Here is a 19,252-nt window from a genome sequence, read left to right as displayed (position 1 = left end):
ACCCGGAAGGCGCGCTCAGCCCTTGGTCGCGGCGACGACCTCACGCACGCGCAGGCTGTCCCGCTCCGCCAGCTCCCGCTCCGCGGCGGTGGCAGGCTCCAGCAGCACCGGGACGTCCTTGTGGTGCGGCGTGCCCGCGATGGGATCGCGATCGGCGGCGTCGGTGATCAGGTTGATCCGCGGCCCGTTGACCACCCGGCCGCCCTGGCCGTCGGGCACGGACATGCCGAAGCCGTGCGGCAGCGCCAGCTGCATCGCGCGCATGCTCTCGTCGACCTCGGCGCGCACCACGATCCGCCCGGTCCGGGTGGCGACCGCCACCCAGTCGCCGTTGTCGGCACCGATCGACGCCAGGTCGGCAGAACGCGCTCGCAGCGCGCCGTCGAGATCCGTCTTGCGCCACGCGGGCGGCCGCAGGATCTGGTTGGCGTTGTGCGACCGGCGCTGGCCGCTGACCAGCGAGAACGGGTACTGCGGGTCGGGGCGCTCGGCGTCGGGATCGAGGCGGTCGAGCCACTCGAGCAGCTCCGGCACCGCAAGCTGCACCCGCTCGCGCTTCACCAGCTCCCAGACCTCGTCATGGGTGTGGCGGCTGAACGGGGTGCCGCTGGGTGAGGCGAGGATGCGGTCGAACAGCTCGTTCCCGAGCTCGGGCCCGGTCGAGTCGGAGCCGAGCGCCCGCTGCAGCGGGGTGGTCATCCGCCCCGCCAGCCGCTGGCATCCCGCCCAGAGGGGCGCGATGGACGCGGCGCCGTCGGGCAGCGTCGCGCCGAGCGTGCTATAGAGCAGAACGGGCACGATCTCCGCCAGACCTGGGTGGTCCGACATCACCTCGCCCGCGCGCCGCAGCAGGTTCGTCCGGTCGCTGCGGGCGGTCTCGGTGAGCTCGGCGAGCGTGGCGGCGTCGGGCAGCACACCCAGCATCTCGAACAGCCGGGCGTAGATCTCCGCCTCGACGAGGGTGCCGGCGAGCGGCTCGAACAGCGGGCGGCGGACCTGGAAGTAGTTGGTGGGCCACTCGAAGTCGAAGAGCGTGAACTCCCACTTCTCGTGCTGGGCCGCTGCCGGCAGCACGTAGTCGGCCAGCGCCGCGGTCTCGGTGTAGGCGACGTCGACCACCACCGACAGCTCGCACGCGCGGATGGCCTCCTCGACGCGCGCGGTGTCGGCGTAGGTGTTGGCCGGGTTCGACGACTCCACCCACAGCGCCCGGATCCGGTGCGGGTGGTCGGTGAGGACCTCCTCGGCCATCGTGTTCGTCGGCAGGAGTCCTCCGATGTACTCGAAGCCCGTGATCTCCGAGCGCTGGCCGCGGGAGTTGCCCCACAGCGGGAGCAGCCAGGTGTGCAGGTTGTTTGTGCCGGCGCGGCCGAAGTTGCCGGTGACCAGGTAGAGCAGCTTCTCGAGGTAGCTGTTGAGCGTGGAGTGGCGTCCCTGCTGGATGCCGAGCTCGACCCGCACTGTCATCGCCCGCGCGTCGAGGATCATGTCGACCGCGCGCTCGACGTCGGCGCGCTCCACCTCCGCATGGGCGATCCACGCGTCCACGGGCACCCGTGCGAGCACCTCGGCGACCTCGGCGAAGCCCTCGGTGCGGGCAGCGAGGAACTCGGCGTCCTGCCCGTTCCGCTCGATGATCATCGCGATCATCGCGGCGAGGAGGTAGGCGTCGGTGCCCGGCCGCAGCGCGAGGTGCAGCTCCGCCGCCTGAGCCGTCTCGGTGCGGCGCGGATCGACCACGATCATCTTCCGCGCCGGGTCGTTCTTGATCGTGTTGAGCGCGCTGCGGGCGTTGCTGAAGCCGTGGGCGAGCCAGGGGTTGCAGCCAAGGACGACGAGCAGGTCGCACTCCTCGACGCCCTCGGCGGTGTGGCAGGTCTGGTCCCCGAACATCCTGCCGTTGACCCAGAAGTCCCCGGTCTTCTCCTGCGACAGCGCGTTGAAGTACCGGGTGCCGCCCATCCAGCTCAGCAGCGCCTTTCCGTAGCCGCCACCGGAGTGGTTGCCCTGCCCACCACCGCCGACATAGGCCAGCGATCCCGGGCGTCCCGCGGCGCGGTCGGCGTCACGCAGCGCGGTGAGGCGGCCGGCGATCTCGCTCAACGCGGTGTCCCAGTCGATCGGCTCGTGGGTGCCGTCGGGCCGGCGCCGCAGCGGGGTGGTCAACCGGTCGTCGTGGTCCCCGAGGAACGTCAGCCGCTGCGCCTTCTGACACAGGTACCCCTGCGAGCGCGGGTGCTGCTTGTCCCCTCGCACGCGCGTGATCGACCGGTCCTCGATCTGCACCTCCAGCCCGCAGTTGAGGTAGCAGAGGCTGCACGCGGTCTTGTGCCAGTCGGCAGGCATGTCTTCTCCTGTTGTCGCTCAGGCGGAGTCGGGGGCGTCGAGGGCCCGGACCATGTCAATCGCACGGCCGAGGGTGGTGAGCCGGGCGTCGAGGGTGTCGCCTGCCGGGTAGAGCCGGACGGTGTCGACGCCCGCGTCGCGCCAGACCCGCAGGCGCGCGGCGACCATCTCCTCGGTGCCGATCAACGTGGTGCCCAGCACCATCTCGTCGGTCACGAGCTCGGCTGCCCCGTCCCGGTCCCCGGCCTGCCAGCGTTCGTGGATCGCAGCGGCCGCGTCGGCCCAGCCCTGCCGGCTGTAGGCGTCGTTGTAGAAGTTCGTGGCGGCCGAGCCCGTGCCTCCGAGGCTGAACGCCAGCTTCTTCTTCCGGGGGACCACCATCTCGCGCAGCTCGTCCTCGTCCTCGGCGAAGGCGACCTCGGCGCCCTCACAGACGTCGATGTCGGCGCGGGTCCGCCCCGAGGAGGCAAGGCCGTCGTCGAGGTGGGTGAAGTAGGCGGCCGAGCCTTCGGGAACGAAGCTCGTGCCGAGCCACCCGTCGGCGATCTCGCCGGTCAGCTCCAGCAGCCGGGGCGACATCGCGGCCAGGTAGATGGGGATGTCCGGGTTGGGGGCGATCGAGAGCCGCATCGGCTTGCCCTCCCCGCCCGGCAGCGGGATCTGGAACCGGGTGCCCGAGAAGGAGATCTTCTCCCCGGCGAACGCCTGGCGGATGATCTCCACGGTCTCCCGCGCCCGGGTGCGGGCAGCGGCGAAGGGCACCCCGTGCAGGCCCTCGATCACCTGCGGGCCCGAGGGGCCGAGGCCGAGCAGGAACCGTCCCTGTGACATCTGGGCCAGCGTGAGCGCCGCCTGCGCGATCGCGACGGGTGTGCGGGTGCCGAGCTGGATCACACCCGAACCCAGCAGCATGCGCTCGGTGCGCGCCGCGAGGTAGCCGAGCACCGACGGCGCGTCCGCACCCCACGCCTCGGCCACCCAGCAGACATCGAGACCGAGACGCTCTGCCTCCATGACGAACTCGACCGTCTCCGGCCAGCCGTCCGCCTCTGATGCTTCGATCGTGGTGGCGGTGCGCATCCGGATCAGCCTTCGGCCCGCTTCTTGATGGCAGCGAGCGTGTGGATGATCGAGTTCTCGAACTCACGCATCCGGACGAACACGATCTTCTGCTCCTTGTCGGGCATCCGATCGATCGCGTGGCTCAGCCCCGAGCGGGCGGGTCCCATCTGCATCCACTCGCACAGCCGGGTGCCGCCCTCGGCGGGCTCGAGGGTGAACCGCCAGAGCGCCGTGGGGTTCTCCGGGTCCTGCACCGCCCACGCGAGCACCCGCGGCTCCTCGCACTCGATGACGTGCGACGTGGTGGCCCACTCCCCCAGAGCGTCGTGCCTGCTGCGGCCGACGAACCGGTGGCCCACGGCAGGCCCGGTGGCGCCGTCGCACCACTGTACCGACTCCAGCTCGTTGCTCATCGTCGGCATCAGCTCGACGTCGGCGACGATCGACCACACCCGTTCCGGCGCAGCGTCGATCCAGGTCCTCGCCTCGACCGTCGGCCTGTCCGCATAACGGGCACCGGTCCACTCCATGGCGTGCGCACTCCTCGGGTTGCTTGAGCGCCTCACCAGTAGAGTTGCCTAGATGGACTCACCTGTCAAACCGTCGCCGAACCGCTTCAGCGCCTCCGGGTGGCGGGCAAGCTTCGGGGGGTAGCCCGGCCCCATCCGCATGGTCGTGTCCTCCGCGGTCAGCCGCTCTCCACAGTGCGAGCAGACCACCTCCGCGTGTGCGTCGTGGTCGCAGCGATCGTGGTGGAGCGTGACCGGCGGTCCGCCCTCCCCGGCGAGCCAGCGGTCGCCCCAGCGCGCCATCGCGACGAGCACTCCCCAGAAGTCGCGGCCCTTCTCGGTGAGCACGTAGTCGTAGCGCACGGGGTCGGTCTGGTACGGCTGCTTCTCCAGCAACCCCTCGTCCACCAGCCGGCGCAGGCGATCGGCCAGCGTGTTGCGGGCGATCCCGAGCCCCTGCTGGAACTCGTCGAACCGCCGGATGCCGTAGAACGCGTCACGCAGCACCAGAGGGGTCCACCAGTCGCCCAGCAGGTCCATGGTGCGCGCGACCGAGCACGGCCACTGTGCGAATGATGTGCGCCTCATGGGCGAATCATACGGTCCCCAGAAGAGACCCAGCAGCTCAGCGCGCTTGACGGGCCGGGCGCCACACCCAGTTCCGCCGCTCGTACTGCGGCGAGAAGCCCAGCCGCAGGACGTTGTGGAACGACTGGTTGCGCTCGCCGGGACCCTCGGCCGCCGTCTCCACCACCGCCATCCGGCACCCGGCGGCCTTCGCGTCGAGGAGGCGGATGGCCAGCAAGGAGGACTGCGCGCCGCGCCGCTGGTGGGAGGGCAGCGTGGCGCCTCCCCACAGCTCGGTGACGTCGCCGTGGACGAACGCGCCGCCGACGGCGACGATCTCGTCACCGTCCCAGGCCGCGTAGCACCGGAAGCCCGGGCTCCCGACAGCGGCGGCGATCATCTCCGCCAGGCCCTCCTCGGGCATGCCGAAAGCGCGCAGGAGCGTGGACGCCCACTGTCGTGCGCCGTGGACGTCGACCTCCCCGACCCCCAGGTCCGTCTTCTGCGCGTCGATGAACAGGAGGTCGTGCGTCGACTTCACCACGGCCCCACCAGGCTCGAGGCCGTAGTGAGCGCGGATGTCGTCCCAGTCGTCGGGCAGCGCGGCCGGCGCGATCTGCAGGACGGCCATCGGAGCGTCATGCTTCCGGTAGAACTCACACACCCGGCCGATCAGCTCGTCGGTGACCGGTTCGTCGAAGCCGAAACCTACCGCCTTGTTCCAGTACTCCGTGACGTCCCGGCGCACCGCGAGAACGGCACCGCCGCCGATCCACTCCGAGGCCATTCCCATGTCGGTCACGGCGGGCGCGGGCGTACCGGACTCGAGCTGGTACATGAATGCGGCTTCGACTTTCTCCAGCACGGCCGCAGTTGCGTATCCCCCCGACATGGGCTCAGCCTAGCCCGATCCACAGGTGACCAAGAAATCGAATGTCTTCATATCAGACACCGGGAACGAATTGTTTTTACAGCGCTTCAACTCTCACTCGGACCGGTCGGCAGGGTAGCGAGCGCGTCCCGCAGTGCAGCGCGCGACGTGATTCCGAGCTTCGGGAATGCGCGGTACAGATGCGCACCCACCGTGCGATGCGACAGGAACAGCTGTTGCCCGATCTCCTTGTTGGAAAGACCTGCGGCAGCGAGCACGGCGATCTCGCGCTCCTGAGGCGTGAGCAGCCCGGCACCCGAGGCATGGGCCGTGCCGAGCCCGGCGGCGCGGAGCTCGTGGCCCGCCCGATCCATCCACGGCCGGGCACCCAGTCGCTCGAACGTCTCCAACGCGCCGGTGAGCTGCACCCGCGCCTCGCTGGTGGCGCGCGCCCGGCGCAGCTGCTCCCCATAGGCGAGACGAACCCTCGCCGCCTCGAACGGCCAGCGGTCCGCACCGGGAAGAGCAAGAGCCTTCTCGAACAACTCGCCTGCGCTGTCGTCGTCGGCGGCCATGGCCGCCGATCCCGTCGCCAGCAGGGCCATGCGCGGGGACAGGTCCGCGACCTTCGCCTGTTCCATCGCCTTCACGTGCGCCGCCGCCTCGGCCCGCCGGTCCGTGCGTACCGCGGCCTCGACCAGATCCATCATCGCCCAGAGGGCGGCGGGCACGTGCGAGGCGAACTCCCCCGCGGGACTGATCGCCACGGCGTGCCGGTAGGCGTCCTCGAAGTCGCTCCGCGCGAGAGCGGCCACGGCCTGCGCATGGTGCACGTAGTGCTGCACACCACGCGCCCCTCGCGGCGTGGCCCACTGCAACGCCTTGTCGATCTGGGCCCGTGAGGTGTCCTGGTCGCCACGGGCCGCGGCGACGAGCGCCAGGAAGTAGTGGAACGGCCACGCGAAGTGGCGATAGCCCTGCGCATCACCCGTCTCGAGACCCTCGTCGGCGAGCTCGGAGATCTGGTCCCACCGGCCGCTGATGTAGTCGTCGAGACACAGGTGGATCAACGCGACCACGGCCAGCGGGAACGGCCCGACCTCGCGGGCCCGGCCCACGACCCGCCACAGCGCGTCGCGGCAGCCGGCGAGCCGGTCGACGTTGACGGCGGCGTGGCAGATGCGGGCGATCCGGACCGGATCGACCTCGTTGCGCAGCCCGTTGATCGCGCTGTTCAGCTGGTCGAGCACCGGGCCTGCGGTGCGGACCGGATCGGGGAAGGTCGCGCTCATCAGCGCCAGGTCCGGGGGCAGCCGCGACCCGAGTTCGGCAACCGCCGTGTGGAAGGGCCTCCACATCTCGGCCTCGCCGCCGAACCAGCACAGCAGCAACAGGGTCCACACCGCCTCGACCAGCGCGCCGTCGTCGGGATCGGTGCGGGTCTCGATCGCCCGCGCCAGCAGGCGATGTGCGGTCTCGACGTCGTTGTCCCCGACGCTGAGCAGGTACGCGGCGGTCGCGGCGGCGTAGAGCGACCCGCCGCCGTGCGCCGGGTCGGCCCGCCGGGCGTCCCCGAGCAGCTGGGATGCGACCTCCATGTCACCGGTCTCGAGGCCGACGTAGGCGGCCTCGGCCAGCCGCCTGCTGCGGTCGGAACGTAGGGGGCTGAGCTGGGCCGCCCGGCTCAGCGCGGCGACGGCACCGGCAGGGTCCCCTCGGCCGAGGATCCGGTCGGCGGCCTCTTCGAGCAGGCCCGCCACCCTCTCGTCGGGCTCGATGGTCGCCTCGCCGAGGTGCCATGCCCGATGCTCGGGCCGCTGTGACATGTCGGCCAGCGTCATGTGGGCCCGCCTGCGCTGGTCGGCCGTCGAGAGCTCCACGACGGCCGAGCGGGTGAGCGGATGGCGGAAGGTCAGCCGCCCGGTGCTCTCCTCCACGTGCAGCAGCTGTGCGTGTTCCGCCGGCGCGAGTGGGTCCTCGTCGTCGGGCTCGCTGGTGGCCGCCTTCAGCACGCGCAGGTCGGCCGTGCTGTCCAGCGCCCCGAGCAGCAGCAACTGGCGGGAGGCCGCGGGAAGCTCCGAGATCCGCGACACGAACAGGGCCTGCAACCGTCGGCTCAGCGGCAGCACGGCGGGCAGCGCCCGTAGGGCCGGACGCTGCGGTCCCGTCAGCGCGGCAGGAAGCTCGAGCAGCGCGAGCGGGTTGCCCCGTGCCTCGGCCAGCACGCGGCGACGCACCTTCGTGCCGAGGGACGGGAACCGGTAGCCCATCAGCGCCAGTGCCGCGTCGTCGTCCAGCGGCTGTAGCTCGTGCTCGGGCAGGCCGGCACCCTCGAAGAAGCTCTCCATGCCCGGCCGTGAGGCGGCCAGGAAACCCACGCGGCTACCGGCCAGCCGGCGGGCGACGAAAGCCAGTACGGCAGCACTGGCCCGATCCATCCAGTGGACGTCGTCCACCACCACCAGGACCGCTCGCTGTGCAGCCACCGCGCGCAACAACCCGAGCGTCGCGCTGGACACCACCAAGCGGTCCGGGGTACACCCCTCCTCCATACCCAGAGCCACCGACAGGGCCGCCCGGTGCGCTTCGGGCAGCCTTCCGAACTCACCCAGCAACGGGATCAGCACCTGGTTCAGGCCCGAGAAGCTGACATCCGCCTCGAACTCCGCGCCACCTGCGCGCAGTACGAGCATTCCCTGCTCCGACGCCTCTGCCACCGCGACGTCCACCAGCACCGACTTGCCCACGCCCGGTTCCCCGACCAGGAGCAGGGCCGCACCGCCGGCCGCCGCCGACTTCAGGAACGAGCAGACCCGCTCGAGGTCCTCGTCACGTCCGACCAGGCCGGCGGCGATGCCCGCCCGACCAGGGTCAGGATCGCTCAACACATGCCTCCAGAGATGTCAGTGGTCACGCCGGGAGCGCTGGGCCCCCAGTGATCGACCGCATCCGATCACGACGCCGACGCTCCCATGAGGGACGGCGCTCGCCGCGAGGCCGAGGGCGTGACTGATACGACACTGGAACCCAGGTGTTGCAGCACCCAGGGCCCGATGCTGCGAAACACCGGGTCAGCACGATCTCCTCGGCGGGAAGGACAACCTAACCGGCGGGAATCCCCCTCAGCAAGGACGCCGACCGGGTGGCGGGCACTTGTTAACGAAGGCTCACATAATCGCGATTTGCGCAGCGGCTCCCGTTGTGCCATGGGGCACGGAGACAGATCTTGTGACGCCCATCACCGGTACGGCCGTATCACCGCCCGACTCTTCGACATGAACCCGACGTACATACTGCATACGGACAGCACTCCTTACCCGGCATTACATCGACACACATGTCACCGAAGGGATCTTGTCTCCCCCATCTGGGTGGATCGGGCATAGGACGAACGGGGGTCTGGGCGCGCAGAGTGACGAAGAACACCTCCGAGCGAGTGACCGGACCACCGCGTCGATTCGTGCGCACTTCCGTTGGGCCTGTGAGCTACCAGTGAACCGGAAGCGATCTCCGGGGTGCCGCCGATGCATCAGGACAAGCGGAACCCGCATCCCCGAAGGCGGGCGAAGGCGCCGATCTGCTGCTGCACCGGTCCCCCGCGGACCGCTGATGCGGATCTGCTTCGGGAGCATCGTGCGATTGATCGCGATCAGCAGCGCGGCGTGACTGAACATCATCATCGCGGCACAAAGGTGCAGAGCCGCCGCTTGTTCGCGAACGCCACCATTCGCGCCACTGCGCGAGGTTCCGCTCGATCAGAAACCTCGGGTCGCGACAGGTATGTGTCGTACTCGCTTCGTTGCGGTCCGTTGTATCTCCCCCGAGATCGGACGCGTGACTCAGCGATGCACCGTCTCCTCCGCGGTGAGGAGAGTCAGTTCGTGGCGACGGGGGAACGCCTCCCAGTCGCCGGGGACGGTCACGGCGAAGGCCCCGGTGATCGCGGCGGTGGAGAGCCGCTCGTCGGCGTCACACCCGCTGAGCCGGCAGGCGAGGTAGCCGGCGACGAAGGCATCACCCGCGCCCACGGTGTCGACGGCCGTGACGGGCACAGCAGAAACGTCGATCACGGCGCCGTCGATCCTGGCGGTGGCGCCGTGGCGGCCTCTCTTCACCACCACCTCGCCCGGTCCGAGATCGGCGAGCGCCGTCGCGAGCTCCGCGGGCGTGGCCGCCGCCGGGTCGTCGATGCCGAGGGCGATCCGCGCCTCGTCGTCGCCCGCGAACAGCATGTCGGCGGCGGCCGCCAACTCCCGGAACACCGCGCCCGCCTCGGCCGCGCCCCAGAGCCGTGACCGGAAGTTCAGGTCGACCGAGACCGGGACTCCCGCCGCCCGCGCCCGCCGCACGGCCTCGCGGACGGCCGCGGCGGGCTCCGCCCCGAGCGCCGGGGTGATCCCGGTGACGTGCAGGATGCCGGCCTCCTCGATCACGCGCTCGGGCAGGTCGGCGGGGCACAGGTGCGAACCCGCGCTGCCGTGCCGGTAGTACGACACGTGCGACGAGGTGCCCGTGCGCCGTTCCCTCAGCATCAGTGCGGTGGGCGCATCGTCGCGGTGCACCACCGGCCGGACCCGCTCGGCGAGCAGGTGGCGCTCCACGAGGTCGCCGACCGGGTCGCGGCCGAGACGTCCGATCCAGGTGGCGGGCACCCCCAGCCGCGACACCCCGATGGCGACGTTCGACTCCGCGCCCCCCATGCTCAGGCGCATCCCGTGGGCCAGCGCGAGCGGCCCGGTGTCCTCGGCGACGAGCAGCCCGAGCGTCTCGCCGAGGGTGACCAGGCCGGCGGCGGGCATGTCCCCGGGTGCGGTCACCGCTGTGCTCCGGAGACCTCGGCCACCGCGGCACGGACGGCGGCACGGACGGCAGCCACCCGGCCGGCGAGCGCGGCAAGGTCACCAGCAGGGCCGAGGGCGTCGCCGATCAACGGTCCACCCATGCCGACGGCGCAGGCTCCCGCAACCAGCCACGCCCGCACCGCCGTGATGTCGATCCCGCCCGTGGGCACGACGGGGATGTCCGGCAGCGGCGCACGGACCGCCGTCAGGTACCCGGGACCGAGCGAACCTGCGGGGAACAGCTTCACCGCGGTCGCACCCGCCGTCCACGCGCTGTGGATCTCGGTTGGTGTGAGGGCCCCGGGGTAGCTCGCGATCCCGTGGCGCAACGCCGCGTCGATGACCGCGGGCACGACCGACGGCGAGACGACGAAGCGCGCGCCGGCCGCGACGGCGCGGTCGACCTCCCGTGCGGTGAGCACCGTGCCCATCCCCACCTCGACCTCGGCGGGCAGCCGGGCCGCAAGACGTTCGACGACGTCGAGGGCACCGGGGGTGGTCATCGTCAGCTCGAGGCAGCGGATACCGCCCTCGACCAACGTGTCGACCACGGCCTCCGCGCGGGAGGCATCGCCGGCCCGGAGGATGGCGACGACTCGCGTGGCGGAGAGTCCCTCGCCCATCGGGACACGCGGGCACAGGGGCGGCGCCGGGTCGGCGGTCATGGGTGGTGGCCTCCGTTCCTCCTCCGGCACGCCGCACGGCAGCCGGGCCGACGACCCTGATCGCCAGTGATCGTCACGCTCCGGAACTGAATCATGCGCGACGGGTTGTCACCCCACAAGCCGGATCGAACCCGTTCAGCCGGGCGCTCCCGCGTGATCGCCGACACTTCTGTTGACGCAGGTCACATCGGGCGGAACGCCCGGAGTCATTTGACCGATGCCCGCAACGGTGAGGCGGATCCACACTCGGCTAAACGAACAGTGTGTATACCGAGGAGGATCGGATGCGGAGCGCGGAGTCCGAGAGCGACAAGATCTACGACGAGCTCATCGCCGCGCACACGATCATGCGCCGGGGCGTGGACCTCATGCGGGCGGCGCTGAAGCACGCACCGGCCACCGCCGGCGAGGTCGACAGCTGTGTCGGGGTGGGGCGATGGCTCATCGAGTTCGTCCACTCTCACCAGCGCCGCGAGGAAGAGGTGTTGTGGAGGCCGCTCGCGCAGGCCTCCCCGCCCGACGTGGTCGAGCTCCACGACCTCAGCGTTCAGCACGTCGCGATCGACCGGGAGCTCGACGGGCTCGCACGGCGCCTCGACCGTCTCGAGGAGCTCAGCGCCGTCGCCGCCTCGCCGGAGACACGCGCGATGGCCGAGGCCGCATTGGCGGCCCTGGAGTCCGCGGCGGTGAACATCTCCGACCACCTCGACGAGGAGGAGGCACTCCTCAAGGCGCTGCTCGCGCTGCTCGACGACCCGGTTGTGCGGACCCTGCGCGCGGCGATGGCGAGGAGCGCTCCCTCGGCGCGGCCCGACCTGGTGCTCGGCCTCATGTCCGATCCCACGCCGACGGCCGGCTACGCCTCGATGCTGAACAGCATCCCGCTCTCCACCCGGGCGCTGCGACCGCTCCTGATCGCCCGCTACCACAGCCGCAAGCGCCGCCTCGGGCTCGTCGCCTGAGCCTGCCGCCGTCGTTCTGTGGCCGGGCCTCGTCATGCAGTCACATGACTGATGTCGACTCACATCGTCGGACGGAATACTCCATGCAGTAGACACCGCCCGCATCGACCGTGAGGGCGGTTCAGGCGCAACGACGAGAGACAGGCGACCACCCCAGTGACAACGGCAGGAAACGCGACCTTCTTCCGATCGAGAACCGGCGGCGATACGTGGGAGGTTCCTCAGAGCGCCGTCGTGGTCGGAGGCGCGGCGTGGGCGCTCGCGGCGGTGCAGTTCGCCGTCGCCCACGTAGCAGTGGCGGCCGCGTGGAACCCGGCCTACAACTGGTCGCGCAACCACATCGGGGATCTCGCCAACACACAGTGCGGGTTGTTCTCGGTCCCCAACGGGGAGCCCATCTACGTGTGCTCCCCCCTGCATGCGGTCATGAACGCGTCGTTCGTGCTCAACGGCGTGCTGGTGATCGTCGGGGCGTTGCTGCTCTGGAAGCACTGGCCCACCGGGTGGCTCGCCGACACGGCCACCGTGCTGTGGGTCATGCTCGGCTTCGGCAAGATCCTCGTGGGCCTGGCTCCGGAGAACACCAACATCGGCCTTCACCTGATCGGCTGTCTTAACGTCCAACTCGGCGCCCTCGGGATCCTCCTGCTCAGCATGGTGCTCTTCCGCAGCGATCCGGTGCTCAGCCGCATCGGCATGGTGCTGGCTGCCATCGGACTCTTCGGCACCGTGATGGGCACCATCGGTGAGTACGCCGGAACGTCCCTCTACCTGGGCCTCGGCAGTGGCGGGATGCAGCGCGTCGCCAGCTACCCGATCCTCGTCTGGCTGATCGTGATCGGGGTGGTCATCGCGGTGCGAGGCCTGCGCAACCCGCTGCGGGTGTGACCGCCCGCCCGTGGATCGACCTCCTGATCGCGGCCTCAGGAGGAGCCGACTCCCGGTCACCGTCGCTCTCGTCTCCGGCAGGGGACTGGAGGGCGCGGTGGCCGGGAGTCTCACGTCCGGCACGTCCCCACGGGCGCCGCGGGGATGCCGAAGGGCGCCATCCAGGGCAGTCCTGACGGCGACCGGGTTGGTCCGAGTGGCCGTCGCCACCATCGACTTACCTGCGGAGAATTTCGGACCGTCGTGGTTTCGGTCGTGACATCCCGCCGATGACCTGCGGATACCGAGCACCCGAGGAACCGTGATGGCCCCGCCCACAGCCACAACCGCCTCCGGCGCGACCGCGGCCGTCGCAGCCGCACCGGCGCCACCCGGGATATGCGGCCCGGCCACGGTCCCGGTCACGTTGCGGATCAACGGCGCGTCTCACGTGGTGGGCCTCGAACCTCGGGTGAGCCTGCTCGACGCGCTGCGCGAACACCTGGAGCTGACCGGCTCCAAGAAGGGCTGCGACCAGGGCACCTGCGGCGCATGCACGGTCTGGGTCGACGGCAGGCGCGTGCTGGCGTGCCTGACGCTCGCGATCACGTGCGAGGGCCGGGAGGTCACCACGATCGAGGGGCTCGCCGCCGACGACGGGACGCTGCATCCGATGCAGCAGGCGTTCATCGAACGCGACGCCTTCCAGTGCGGCTACTGCACCGCCGGCCAGATCATGTCCGCCGTCGCCCTGCTCGAGGAGGGCAATGCGACGACCGACGAGGAGATCGCCGAATCCATGAGCGGCAACATCTGCCGCTGCGCGGCGTATCCCAACATCCGCGCGGCGATCCGCGACGTGGGCGCGAAAGGCTGAGGCCGATGCGACCGCTGCGCTACACGCGGGCCACCGAGGTCGAACAGGCCGTCGCGACGGTCAGCGCGGATCCTGCCGGCGCGTTCCTCGCAGGCGGCACCACCGAGGTCGATCTCGTCCGCCTCGGCGTGGCCCCCCACGACCTGCTCGTGGACATCAACGACCTGCCACTGGACGACGTCGAGGACCTGCCCGGTGGTGGCCTGCGGATCGGCGCGCTGGCCCGGATGAACGACGTGGCGAGAGATCCCCGGATCGTCGCGCGGTATCCGGGGATCTCGCAGGCGCTGCTGCTGGGAGCGTCCGAGCAGCTGCGCAACATGGCGTCGATGGGCGGCAACCTCTGCCAGCGGGTGCGCTGCGCCTACTTCCGGGACGGTGTCTCGCCGTGCAACAAGCGGGACCCCGGGACGGGGTGCTCGGCGCTCGACGGGCAGAACCGCGGCCACGCGATCCTCGGCACGAGCGAGCACTGCATCGCCACCCACCCGTCCGACGTCGCGGTGGCTCTCGTGGCCTTCGACGCGCAGGTGCACTCGATCGGCCCGAGCGGGGCCCGGATGGTGGCGATCGAGGACTTCTATCTGCAGCCCGGCGACACCCCCCACATCGAACATCCGCTGGAACACGGTGAGCTGATCGTCGCCATGGAGGTTCCGGCGCTCCCCCTGGCCGCACAGTCGCTGTACCTGAAGTTCCGCGATCGTCAGTCCTACGAGTTCGCACTCGTGTCGGTGCTCGCCGCGCTGCAGGTGCAGGACGGGCTGGTGGCCGACGTGCGACTCGCTCTCGGCGGGGTCGGCACCGTCCCGTGGCGGGCGCGGCGAGCCGAGGCACAGCTGATCGGCGCTCCCGCCACCACGACGTCGTTCGTCGACGCGGCGGCCGCTGAGCTGCGCCTCGCGGTGGTGCGCGAGCACAACGCGTTCAAGGTCCCGCTCGCACAGCGGGCGATCGTGCGCGGCCTGAGCGAGGCCATGGCCGTGGCGGCACCGGGAGGCCCGCGATGAGCCCCGCGATCGGCACCCCGCTCGACCGGGTCGACGGCCACCAGAAGGTCACCGGTGCCGCCCGCTACTCCGCCGAGATCCCGCTGCCGCACCTGGCGCACGCCGCGATCGTCGGGGCTGCGATCCCGAGCGGCACGGTGACCGCGATCGACACCACGCGGGCGAGCGCGGCAGGCGGGATCCTGGCGATCCTCACCCACGCGAACCTGCCGAAGGTGGCGGCGCAGCCGCACCTGCTGCCTTCCCTCGTCGGCGCCGCAGCCCCCGGCGAGAGCTTCTTCCCGATGCAGGACGACGTCGTGCACTACGCCGGGCAGCCGGTCGCACTGGTCGTCGCCGAGAGCCACGAGAGCGCTCAGTACGCGGCATCGCTGGTCGACGTCCGGTACGAGCGCACCCCCTCGACGACGACGATCGACGAGGGACGCACAGCCGCCTACGACGCCGAGCGGCTGTTCGGAGGGCTCCTCCCCGGACGGAACGAGCGCGGCGACGTCGAGACGGCGCTGGCCGCGGCCGACGTGCGGGTCGACGTCGCCTACCGGTTCGCGGCCAACCACCACAACCCGATCGAGCCCTCCGCCACCACAGCGGTGTGGCAAGACGGGCGACTCACGATCTACGAGTCGACCCAAGGCATCCGGGCCAGCCAGCTCACGGTGGCGCAGCTGCTCGGCATGCCACTGTCCGACGTGCGGGTCGTCACCCACTTCGTGGGCGGCGGGTTCGGGTGCAAGGCGATGGTCTGGCCACACTCCACGCTGGCCGCGATGGCCGCCCGGCACGTCGGCCGCCCGGTGAAGCTCAGCCTCACCCGCGCGCAGATGTACACCTCCGCAGGCCACCGGGAAGAGCAGGAGCAACGGATGGCCGTCGGCGCGACCCGGGACGGGCTCCTGACCGCGATCCGCCACGAGAAGCTGTCGATCACCTCGCCGTTCGACGACTGGGCCGAACCGGCCACTGGTGTCTCGTCGCAGCTCTACGCCTGCCCGAACTACCTCGGCGAGCACCGGCTGATCCACGGCAACACGATGACGCCCACGTTCACCCGCGGGCCGGGTGAGTCGCTCGGCGTGTTCGTGCTCGAGACGGCGATGGACGAGCTCGCCCACGACATCGGGGTCGATCCGATCGAGCTGCGGGTCCGCAACCACGGCGACACGGACGATCGCGGCAACCCGTGGTCGAGCGACGGGCTGCAGGAGTGCATGCGCCGCGGCGCGGAGCTCTTCGGCTGGAGCGATCGCCACCCGACACCGCGGTCACGCCGTGAGGGCGACCAGCTGATCGGCACCGGTATGGCGGCCGCCGCGTACCCGGTGGCGTTGTTCATGCCGACCCAGCACGCCAGGGCACGCCTCTACGCCGACGGCAGCGCCGTTGTCCAGACCGGGACCCAGGAGTTCGGGACCGGGGTCCTGACGGCCATGACGCAGGTCGCCGCCGACGGCCTCGGCCTGCCGCTGGGCTCGGTGCGGTTCGAAGCGGGCGACACGGACCTGCCGAACACCACGGCGGCAGTCGGGTCGGCGGGAGCGGGCATGGTGAGCGCAGCCGTGCACGCCGCGGCGACGGCGCTGTCCGACCAGGTCCTCGCGCTGGAGGTCGTCGATCCGGGGGCGCCGCTGCACGGGGCCGACCCCGCGTCGATCGAGGTGCGCGACGGGCGCATCGCGCGCCGGGACGGCCTCGGAAGCAGCGAGACCTGCGCCGAGCTCATGGCGCGCAACCGGCAGGCGACCATCGAGGCGACGGGCAGCTGGACGCCGCCACCGCTCGACACACCGCACGGCCTGCTGACCTTCGGTGCCCAGTTCGCCGAGGTCGCCGTCGATCCGGACAGCGGACTCGTGCGGGTCCGGCGGATGGTCGGGGTGTTCGCGCCGGGGCGCGTGCTCAACCCGAAGCTGGCCCGCAGCCAGCTCATGGGCGGAATGCTCTGGGGCCTGGGACAGGCACTGCTGGAGGGCAACAGGATGGATGCACGGTACGGGCGCTGGGGCGCGAGCAGCCTCGGCGAGTACCTGGTGCCCGTCAACGCCGATGCACCGGAGGTGACCGTCGACTTCGTCGAGGTCGGCGACAGCATCGTGAACCCGCTCGGCGTGAAGGGCGTGGGCGAAATCGGGCAGGTCGGTGTCGCGGCGGCGATCGCCAACGCCGTGTTCCACGCCACGGGACACCGGATCAGGGAGCTACCCATGGCAGCCGAGCTGGTCATGGACACGGCACCCGTCCCCGCATGACCACTCCCCCGCCCGAGGTCCCGCTCGCGCAGCCCGCAGACGTCGGCAGGTTCTCACGCGCTCTGCCCCATCGCCCGACGATCAGCAACCCGGCCGCGCGCGGGCGCACGCCCGCCGACCCCGGACGCGGACGCTTCGCCCGGCAGCCTGCGCTCGGCCTGGCCGGTCTGTTGCTCGTCGTCCCCGTGGCCGTCCTGATCGCGGTCGGTGCGGGCGGCCCCGAACCCTCGGCGCTGGTGCTCGGCCCGCTGGTGACGTTCGCGCTCCCGGCCGTGGCCATGATCGCCTTCTGGTGGGAGGACTGGCCGGGGTCGAGCCTGCGTCCCGGCTGGTCCGGGCTGCTCGACACCGGTCTCGTCATCGTCGCGGCGATCCTGCTGGCGATGCTCGGCCAGATCGTCGTGGGCCACCTGGACGTGCGCGGGATCTTCGATCCGGCGCCGGGGCCGGGGCATTTCACGACGTACCCCGCCACGCTCCCGCTGGCCGGCACCGCCTTCGTCGCGATCCTCCAGCTGACGCTCGTCTGCGAGGGCTGGCCGCTGCGGCGGCTCGGCCGGTTCGCAGCGGGAGTCGCCGCGCTGGCGGTGTCGTGGGTCGTCGCCCTCGCCCTCTACGCCGCCGTCGTGGACGTCGACGCGGCCCCGGGCTCCGGCCTCACCGCCCACAGCGGACCGCTGCCGGGAGCCGAGGTCGGTGCCATCCTCGCCGTCATCGGGGCATGGCAGGTGCTGTTCTTCGTCGTCTGGCGCGGATGGCCCTTCGCGGAGTGGCGGCAGCGCTGGCAGCGCATCGCTGCCGGCAACATCGTCGTGATCGGCGGCGGTCTGCTGACCTACGCCCTCGTCCACGATCTCGCCGGTGTGCCCTCGGCCGCGATCACCGCCGGGGCGGGCTCGTTCATCGCTGCCGGGCTCGTCATCGGGATGCTGTTCGAGGGCTGGATCCGCTCCCGGGTCGGCTCGTTCCTGATCGTCGTGCTCCTGGCCGCAGCCCTCTATGTGGTCCTCACGGTCTGCGCCGACAACCTGTCCTGGACGAAGGCGACTCCTCAGGACTGGGTGGGCCACGTCGCACTCAACAGCATCGGCACCTCCGTGGTCCTCTACGTCGGGATCGGGCGGCGCTGGCCGTTCAGCATGCCCGACGAGGCCCCGTCCCCGGCGTGATCGCTTCGTCAGAAGATCGGGCTCTGCGGATCGAGGCCGAGGCGCACCCGGCCGGCGAGCGCGAACTGCGCCCGGCCCAGGATGCCGTGCTGCGTACCCGCGAGACCGTCGCGGAAGAGCTGCTCGACCCGGTTCCCCGTGTAGAGCGACGACGATCCGCCCAGCTCGTACATGCTGGTCAGCACGATGCGGCTGATCTCGCCCGCGTTGCTCATCGCCGCCCGCAGCTCGGCGCGCATCGCCTCGGTGATCGGGGCACCGGCCGCCGCGGCATCGTCGATCGTTCCGGTCGCGGCGAACAGCAGCAGCCGCGCTGACCGCAGAGCGGCCTCCGCCCGTCCGATCGCATCCTGGACGTGCTCGCCGTGCCCGAGGGGCGTCCCGATCTCGGTGACCTTGGTGCCGGCCAGCTCCACGATCTCGTCCACCGCGGCCCTGGCGATGCCCAGCACCGCGCCCGCACCACCGGTCGAGGCCAGCGTGAAGGCGGGGATGCGATAGAGCGGCCGGTCGATCCGGAACGGGGCGAACACGTCGTTCGTCATCTCGGCGGGAACGAACAGCTGGTCGACGACCACGCTGTTGCTCCCCGTGCCGCGCATGCCCCCGACATGCCAGGTGTCGAGGACCGTGACGGCGTCCCGAGGCACACAGAACACCCTGACCTCCGGGTGCTCGGAATCGTCGCTTCCGCCCGGCGGGGGCACCAGTGCGAAGAGCGCGATCCAGTCGGCAGCGTCCACGCCGGTGACGATGTCCCACCGCCCGGACAAGGTGTAGCCGTTCTCCGCGGGAGTGGCACTGCCCGTCAGGCGGGTCGAGTTGACGATGATCGGGTCGGGATGCGCGTCCCAGATCGTCGCAACCCCGGCATCGCGAAGCCATACGGCGAAGAAACCCAGGTTGCCGTTCCACATCGTCCATACGACAGAGGCGTCGATACGGCCGATGGCTTCCAGCACCGTCACCATGTCGGTCAGGCTGGACTCGAAACCGCCGTACTCACGTGGGGTGAAAATGCGGAAGGCCCCCGACGCGCGCAACGTCGCCACCAGCTCCGATGGCAGTCGCCGCTGACTCTCGATCTCCGTGCGCCGAGCTTCGATGGCCGGCCGCAGGACGTCCGGGAGCGCGAGGGGGTCCACGTCCTTCGGGGAAGGACGGGCGGCAGTGGTCATACTCACTCCTCGATCGGGGCGCGGGCGACATCGCCGCAGGAATTCCGCCCTCGATCGGGACGAGCACCAACCGGACACC

Annotated in this window: 14 protein-coding genes and 1 pseudogene; 6 read left to right on the top strand and 9 right to left on the bottom strand. The window is 70.9% G+C overall.

The features are described 5' to 3' along the window. Positions 1-15: 15 nt before the first annotated feature. From MMF94_RS01890 to MMF94_RS01855, 8 genes and pseudogenes are all read right to left on the bottom strand, one after another. Positions 16-2,346 carry a molybdopterin-dependent oxidoreductase gene (locus tag MMF94_RS01890; RefSeq protein WP_241034617.1) on the bottom strand — a complete coding sequence of 777 codons (2,331 nt, stop codon included), beginning with the start codon at positions 2,344-2,346 and terminating at the stop codon, positions 16-18. Between the two features lie 18 nt (positions 2,347-2,364). Beyond that, complete coding sequence (locus MMF94_RS01885; RefSeq protein WP_241034616.1) at positions 2,365-3,426, bottom strand: LLM class flavin-dependent oxidoreductase; 1,062 nt, start codon at positions 3,424-3,426, stop codon at positions 2,365-2,367. A 5-nt stretch (positions 3,427-3,431) separates the two neighbouring features. Then, positions 3,432-3,938, bottom strand: coding sequence for an SRPBCC family protein (locus tag MMF94_RS01880; protein WP_241034615.1), 507 nt, complete (start codon positions 3,936-3,938; stop codon positions 3,432-3,434). A 312-nt stretch (positions 3,939-4,250) separates the two neighbouring features. Continuing rightward, positions 4,251-4,457 (bottom strand): annotated as a pseudogene (locus MMF94_RS43670) (winged helix-turn-helix transcriptional regulator); the annotation flags it as partial. Between the two features lie 85 nt (positions 4,458-4,542). Beyond that, positions 4,543-5,376, bottom strand: coding sequence for a GNAT family N-acetyltransferase (locus tag MMF94_RS01870; RefSeq protein ID WP_241034613.1), 834 nt, complete (start codon positions 5,374-5,376; stop codon positions 4,543-4,545). A gap of 86 nt (positions 5,377-5,462) precedes the next feature. Further along, a complete protein-coding gene (locus tag MMF94_RS01865; RefSeq protein ID WP_420852412.1) occupies positions 5,463-8,243 on the bottom strand; it encodes an AAA family ATPase in 2,781 nt (926 codons plus the stop codon). A gap of 951 nt (positions 8,244-9,194) precedes the next feature. After that, positions 9,195-10,154 carry a sugar kinase gene (locus MMF94_RS01860; RefSeq protein WP_241034635.1) on the bottom strand — a complete coding sequence of 320 codons (960 nt, stop codon included), beginning with the start codon at positions 10,152-10,154 and terminating at the stop codon, positions 9,195-9,197. Positions 10,155-10,168: 14 nt separating this feature from the next. Beyond that, positions 10,169-10,861, bottom strand: coding sequence for a bifunctional 4-hydroxy-2-oxoglutarate aldolase/2-dehydro-3-deoxy-phosphogluconate aldolase (locus MMF94_RS01855; protein ID WP_241034611.1), 693 nt, complete (start codon positions 10,859-10,861; stop codon positions 10,169-10,171). Between the two features lie 284 nt (positions 10,862-11,145). Between MMF94_RS01855 and MMF94_RS01850 the strand changes: the two genes are divergently transcribed. The 6 genes from MMF94_RS01850 to MMF94_RS01825 all read left to right on the top strand — a co-directional run bounded on the left by MMF94_RS01850 (position 11,146) and on the right by MMF94_RS01825 (position 17,995). Continuing rightward, a complete protein-coding gene (locus MMF94_RS01850; protein WP_241034610.1) occupies positions 11,146-11,823 on the top strand; it encodes a hemerythrin domain-containing protein in 678 nt (225 codons plus the stop codon). A gap of 234 nt (positions 11,824-12,057) precedes the next feature. After that, positions 12,058-12,711, top strand: a complete 654-nt coding sequence (locus MMF94_RS01845) for a DUF998 domain-containing protein (RefSeq protein WP_241034609.1) — start codon at positions 12,058-12,060, stop codon at positions 12,709-12,711. A 304-nt stretch (positions 12,712-13,015) separates the two neighbouring features. Further along, positions 13,016-13,567 carry a (2Fe-2S)-binding protein gene (locus MMF94_RS01840; protein ID WP_420852411.1) on the top strand — a complete coding sequence of 184 codons (552 nt, stop codon included), beginning with the start codon at positions 13,016-13,018 and terminating at the stop codon, positions 13,565-13,567. A 5-nt stretch (positions 13,568-13,572) separates the two neighbouring features. Next, on the top strand, positions 13,573-14,577 hold the full coding sequence (locus tag MMF94_RS01835; protein WP_241034607.1) for an FAD binding domain-containing protein: 1,005 nt from the start codon (positions 13,573-13,575) through the stop codon (positions 14,575-14,577). After that, positions 14,574-16,826: a xanthine dehydrogenase family protein molybdopterin-binding subunit gene (locus tag MMF94_RS01830; protein WP_241034606.1), complete on the top strand. Its 2,253-nt coding sequence runs from the start codon at positions 14,574-14,576 to the stop codon at positions 16,824-16,826. Before MMF94_RS01835 ends, MMF94_RS01830 begins: the two co-directional genes overlap by 4 nt. Next, positions 16,823-17,995, top strand: a complete 1,173-nt coding sequence (locus MMF94_RS01825) for a hypothetical protein (protein WP_241034605.1) — start codon at positions 16,823-16,825, stop codon at positions 17,993-17,995. The genes MMF94_RS01830 and MMF94_RS01825 overlap by 4 nt, the downstream gene beginning before the upstream one ends. Before the next feature lie 8 nt (positions 17,996-18,003). Here the strand turns inward: MMF94_RS01825 and MMF94_RS01820 are convergent, their stop codons facing one another. Next, a complete protein-coding gene (locus tag MMF94_RS01820; RefSeq protein ID WP_241034604.1) occupies positions 18,004-19,173 on the bottom strand; it encodes an acyl-CoA dehydrogenase family protein in 1,170 nt (389 codons plus the stop codon). Between the last annotated feature and the right edge of the window lie 79 nt (positions 19,174-19,252).

Source organism: Pseudonocardia alaniniphila, assembly GCF_022524485.1.
Classification (GTDB): domain Bacteria; phylum Actinomycetota; class Actinomycetes; order Mycobacteriales; family Pseudonocardiaceae; genus Pseudonocardia; species Pseudonocardia alaniniphila.
Note: the sequence above shows the minus strand (reverse complement) of the source record. Positions and strands in the feature narration are given on the sequence as shown.

Bases quoted from the DNA above. Each gene is read 5' to 3' on its own strand.
- MMF94_RS01890 (WP_241034617.1), bottom strand. From the start codon at position 2,346: ATGCCTGCCGACTGGCACAAGACCGCGTGCAGCCTCTGCTACCTCAAC.
- MMF94_RS01885 (WP_241034616.1), bottom strand. From the start codon at position 3,426: ATGCGCACCGCCACCACGATCGAAGCATCAGAGGCGGACGGCTGGCCG.
- MMF94_RS01880 (WP_241034615.1), bottom strand. From the start codon at position 3,938: ATGGAGTGGACCGGTGCCCGTTATGCGGACAGGCCGACGGTCGAGGCG.
- MMF94_RS01870 (WP_241034613.1), bottom strand. From the start codon at position 5,376: ATGTCGGGGGGATACGCAACTGCGGCCGTGCTGGAGAAAGTCGAAGCC.
- MMF94_RS01860 (WP_241034635.1), bottom strand. From the start codon at position 10,154: ATGCCCGCCGCCGGCCTGGTCACCCTCGGCGAGACGCTCGGGCTGCTC.
- MMF94_RS01855 (WP_241034611.1), bottom strand. From the start codon at position 10,861: ATGACCGCCGACCCGGCGCCGCCCCTGTGCCCGCGTGTCCCGATGGGC.
- MMF94_RS01850 (WP_241034610.1), top strand. From the start codon at position 11,146: ATGCGGAGCGCGGAGTCCGAGAGCGACAAGATCTACGACGAGCTCATC.
- MMF94_RS01840 (WP_420852411.1), top strand. From the start codon at position 13,016: ATGGCCCCGCCCACAGCCACAACCGCCTCCGGCGCGACCGCGGCCGTC.
- MMF94_RS01835 (WP_241034607.1), top strand. From the start codon at position 13,573: ATGCGACCGCTGCGCTACACGCGGGCCACCGAGGTCGAACAGGCCGTC.
- MMF94_RS01830 (WP_241034606.1), top strand. From the start codon at position 14,574: ATGAGCCCCGCGATCGGCACCCCGCTCGACCGGGTCGACGGCCACCAG.
- MMF94_RS01825 (WP_241034605.1), top strand. From the start codon at position 16,823: ATGACCACTCCCCCGCCCGAGGTCCCGCTCGCGCAGCCCGCAGACGTC.
- MMF94_RS01820 (WP_241034604.1), bottom strand. From the start codon at position 19,173: ATGACCACTGCCGCCCGTCCTTCCCCGAAGGACGTGGACCCCCTCGCG.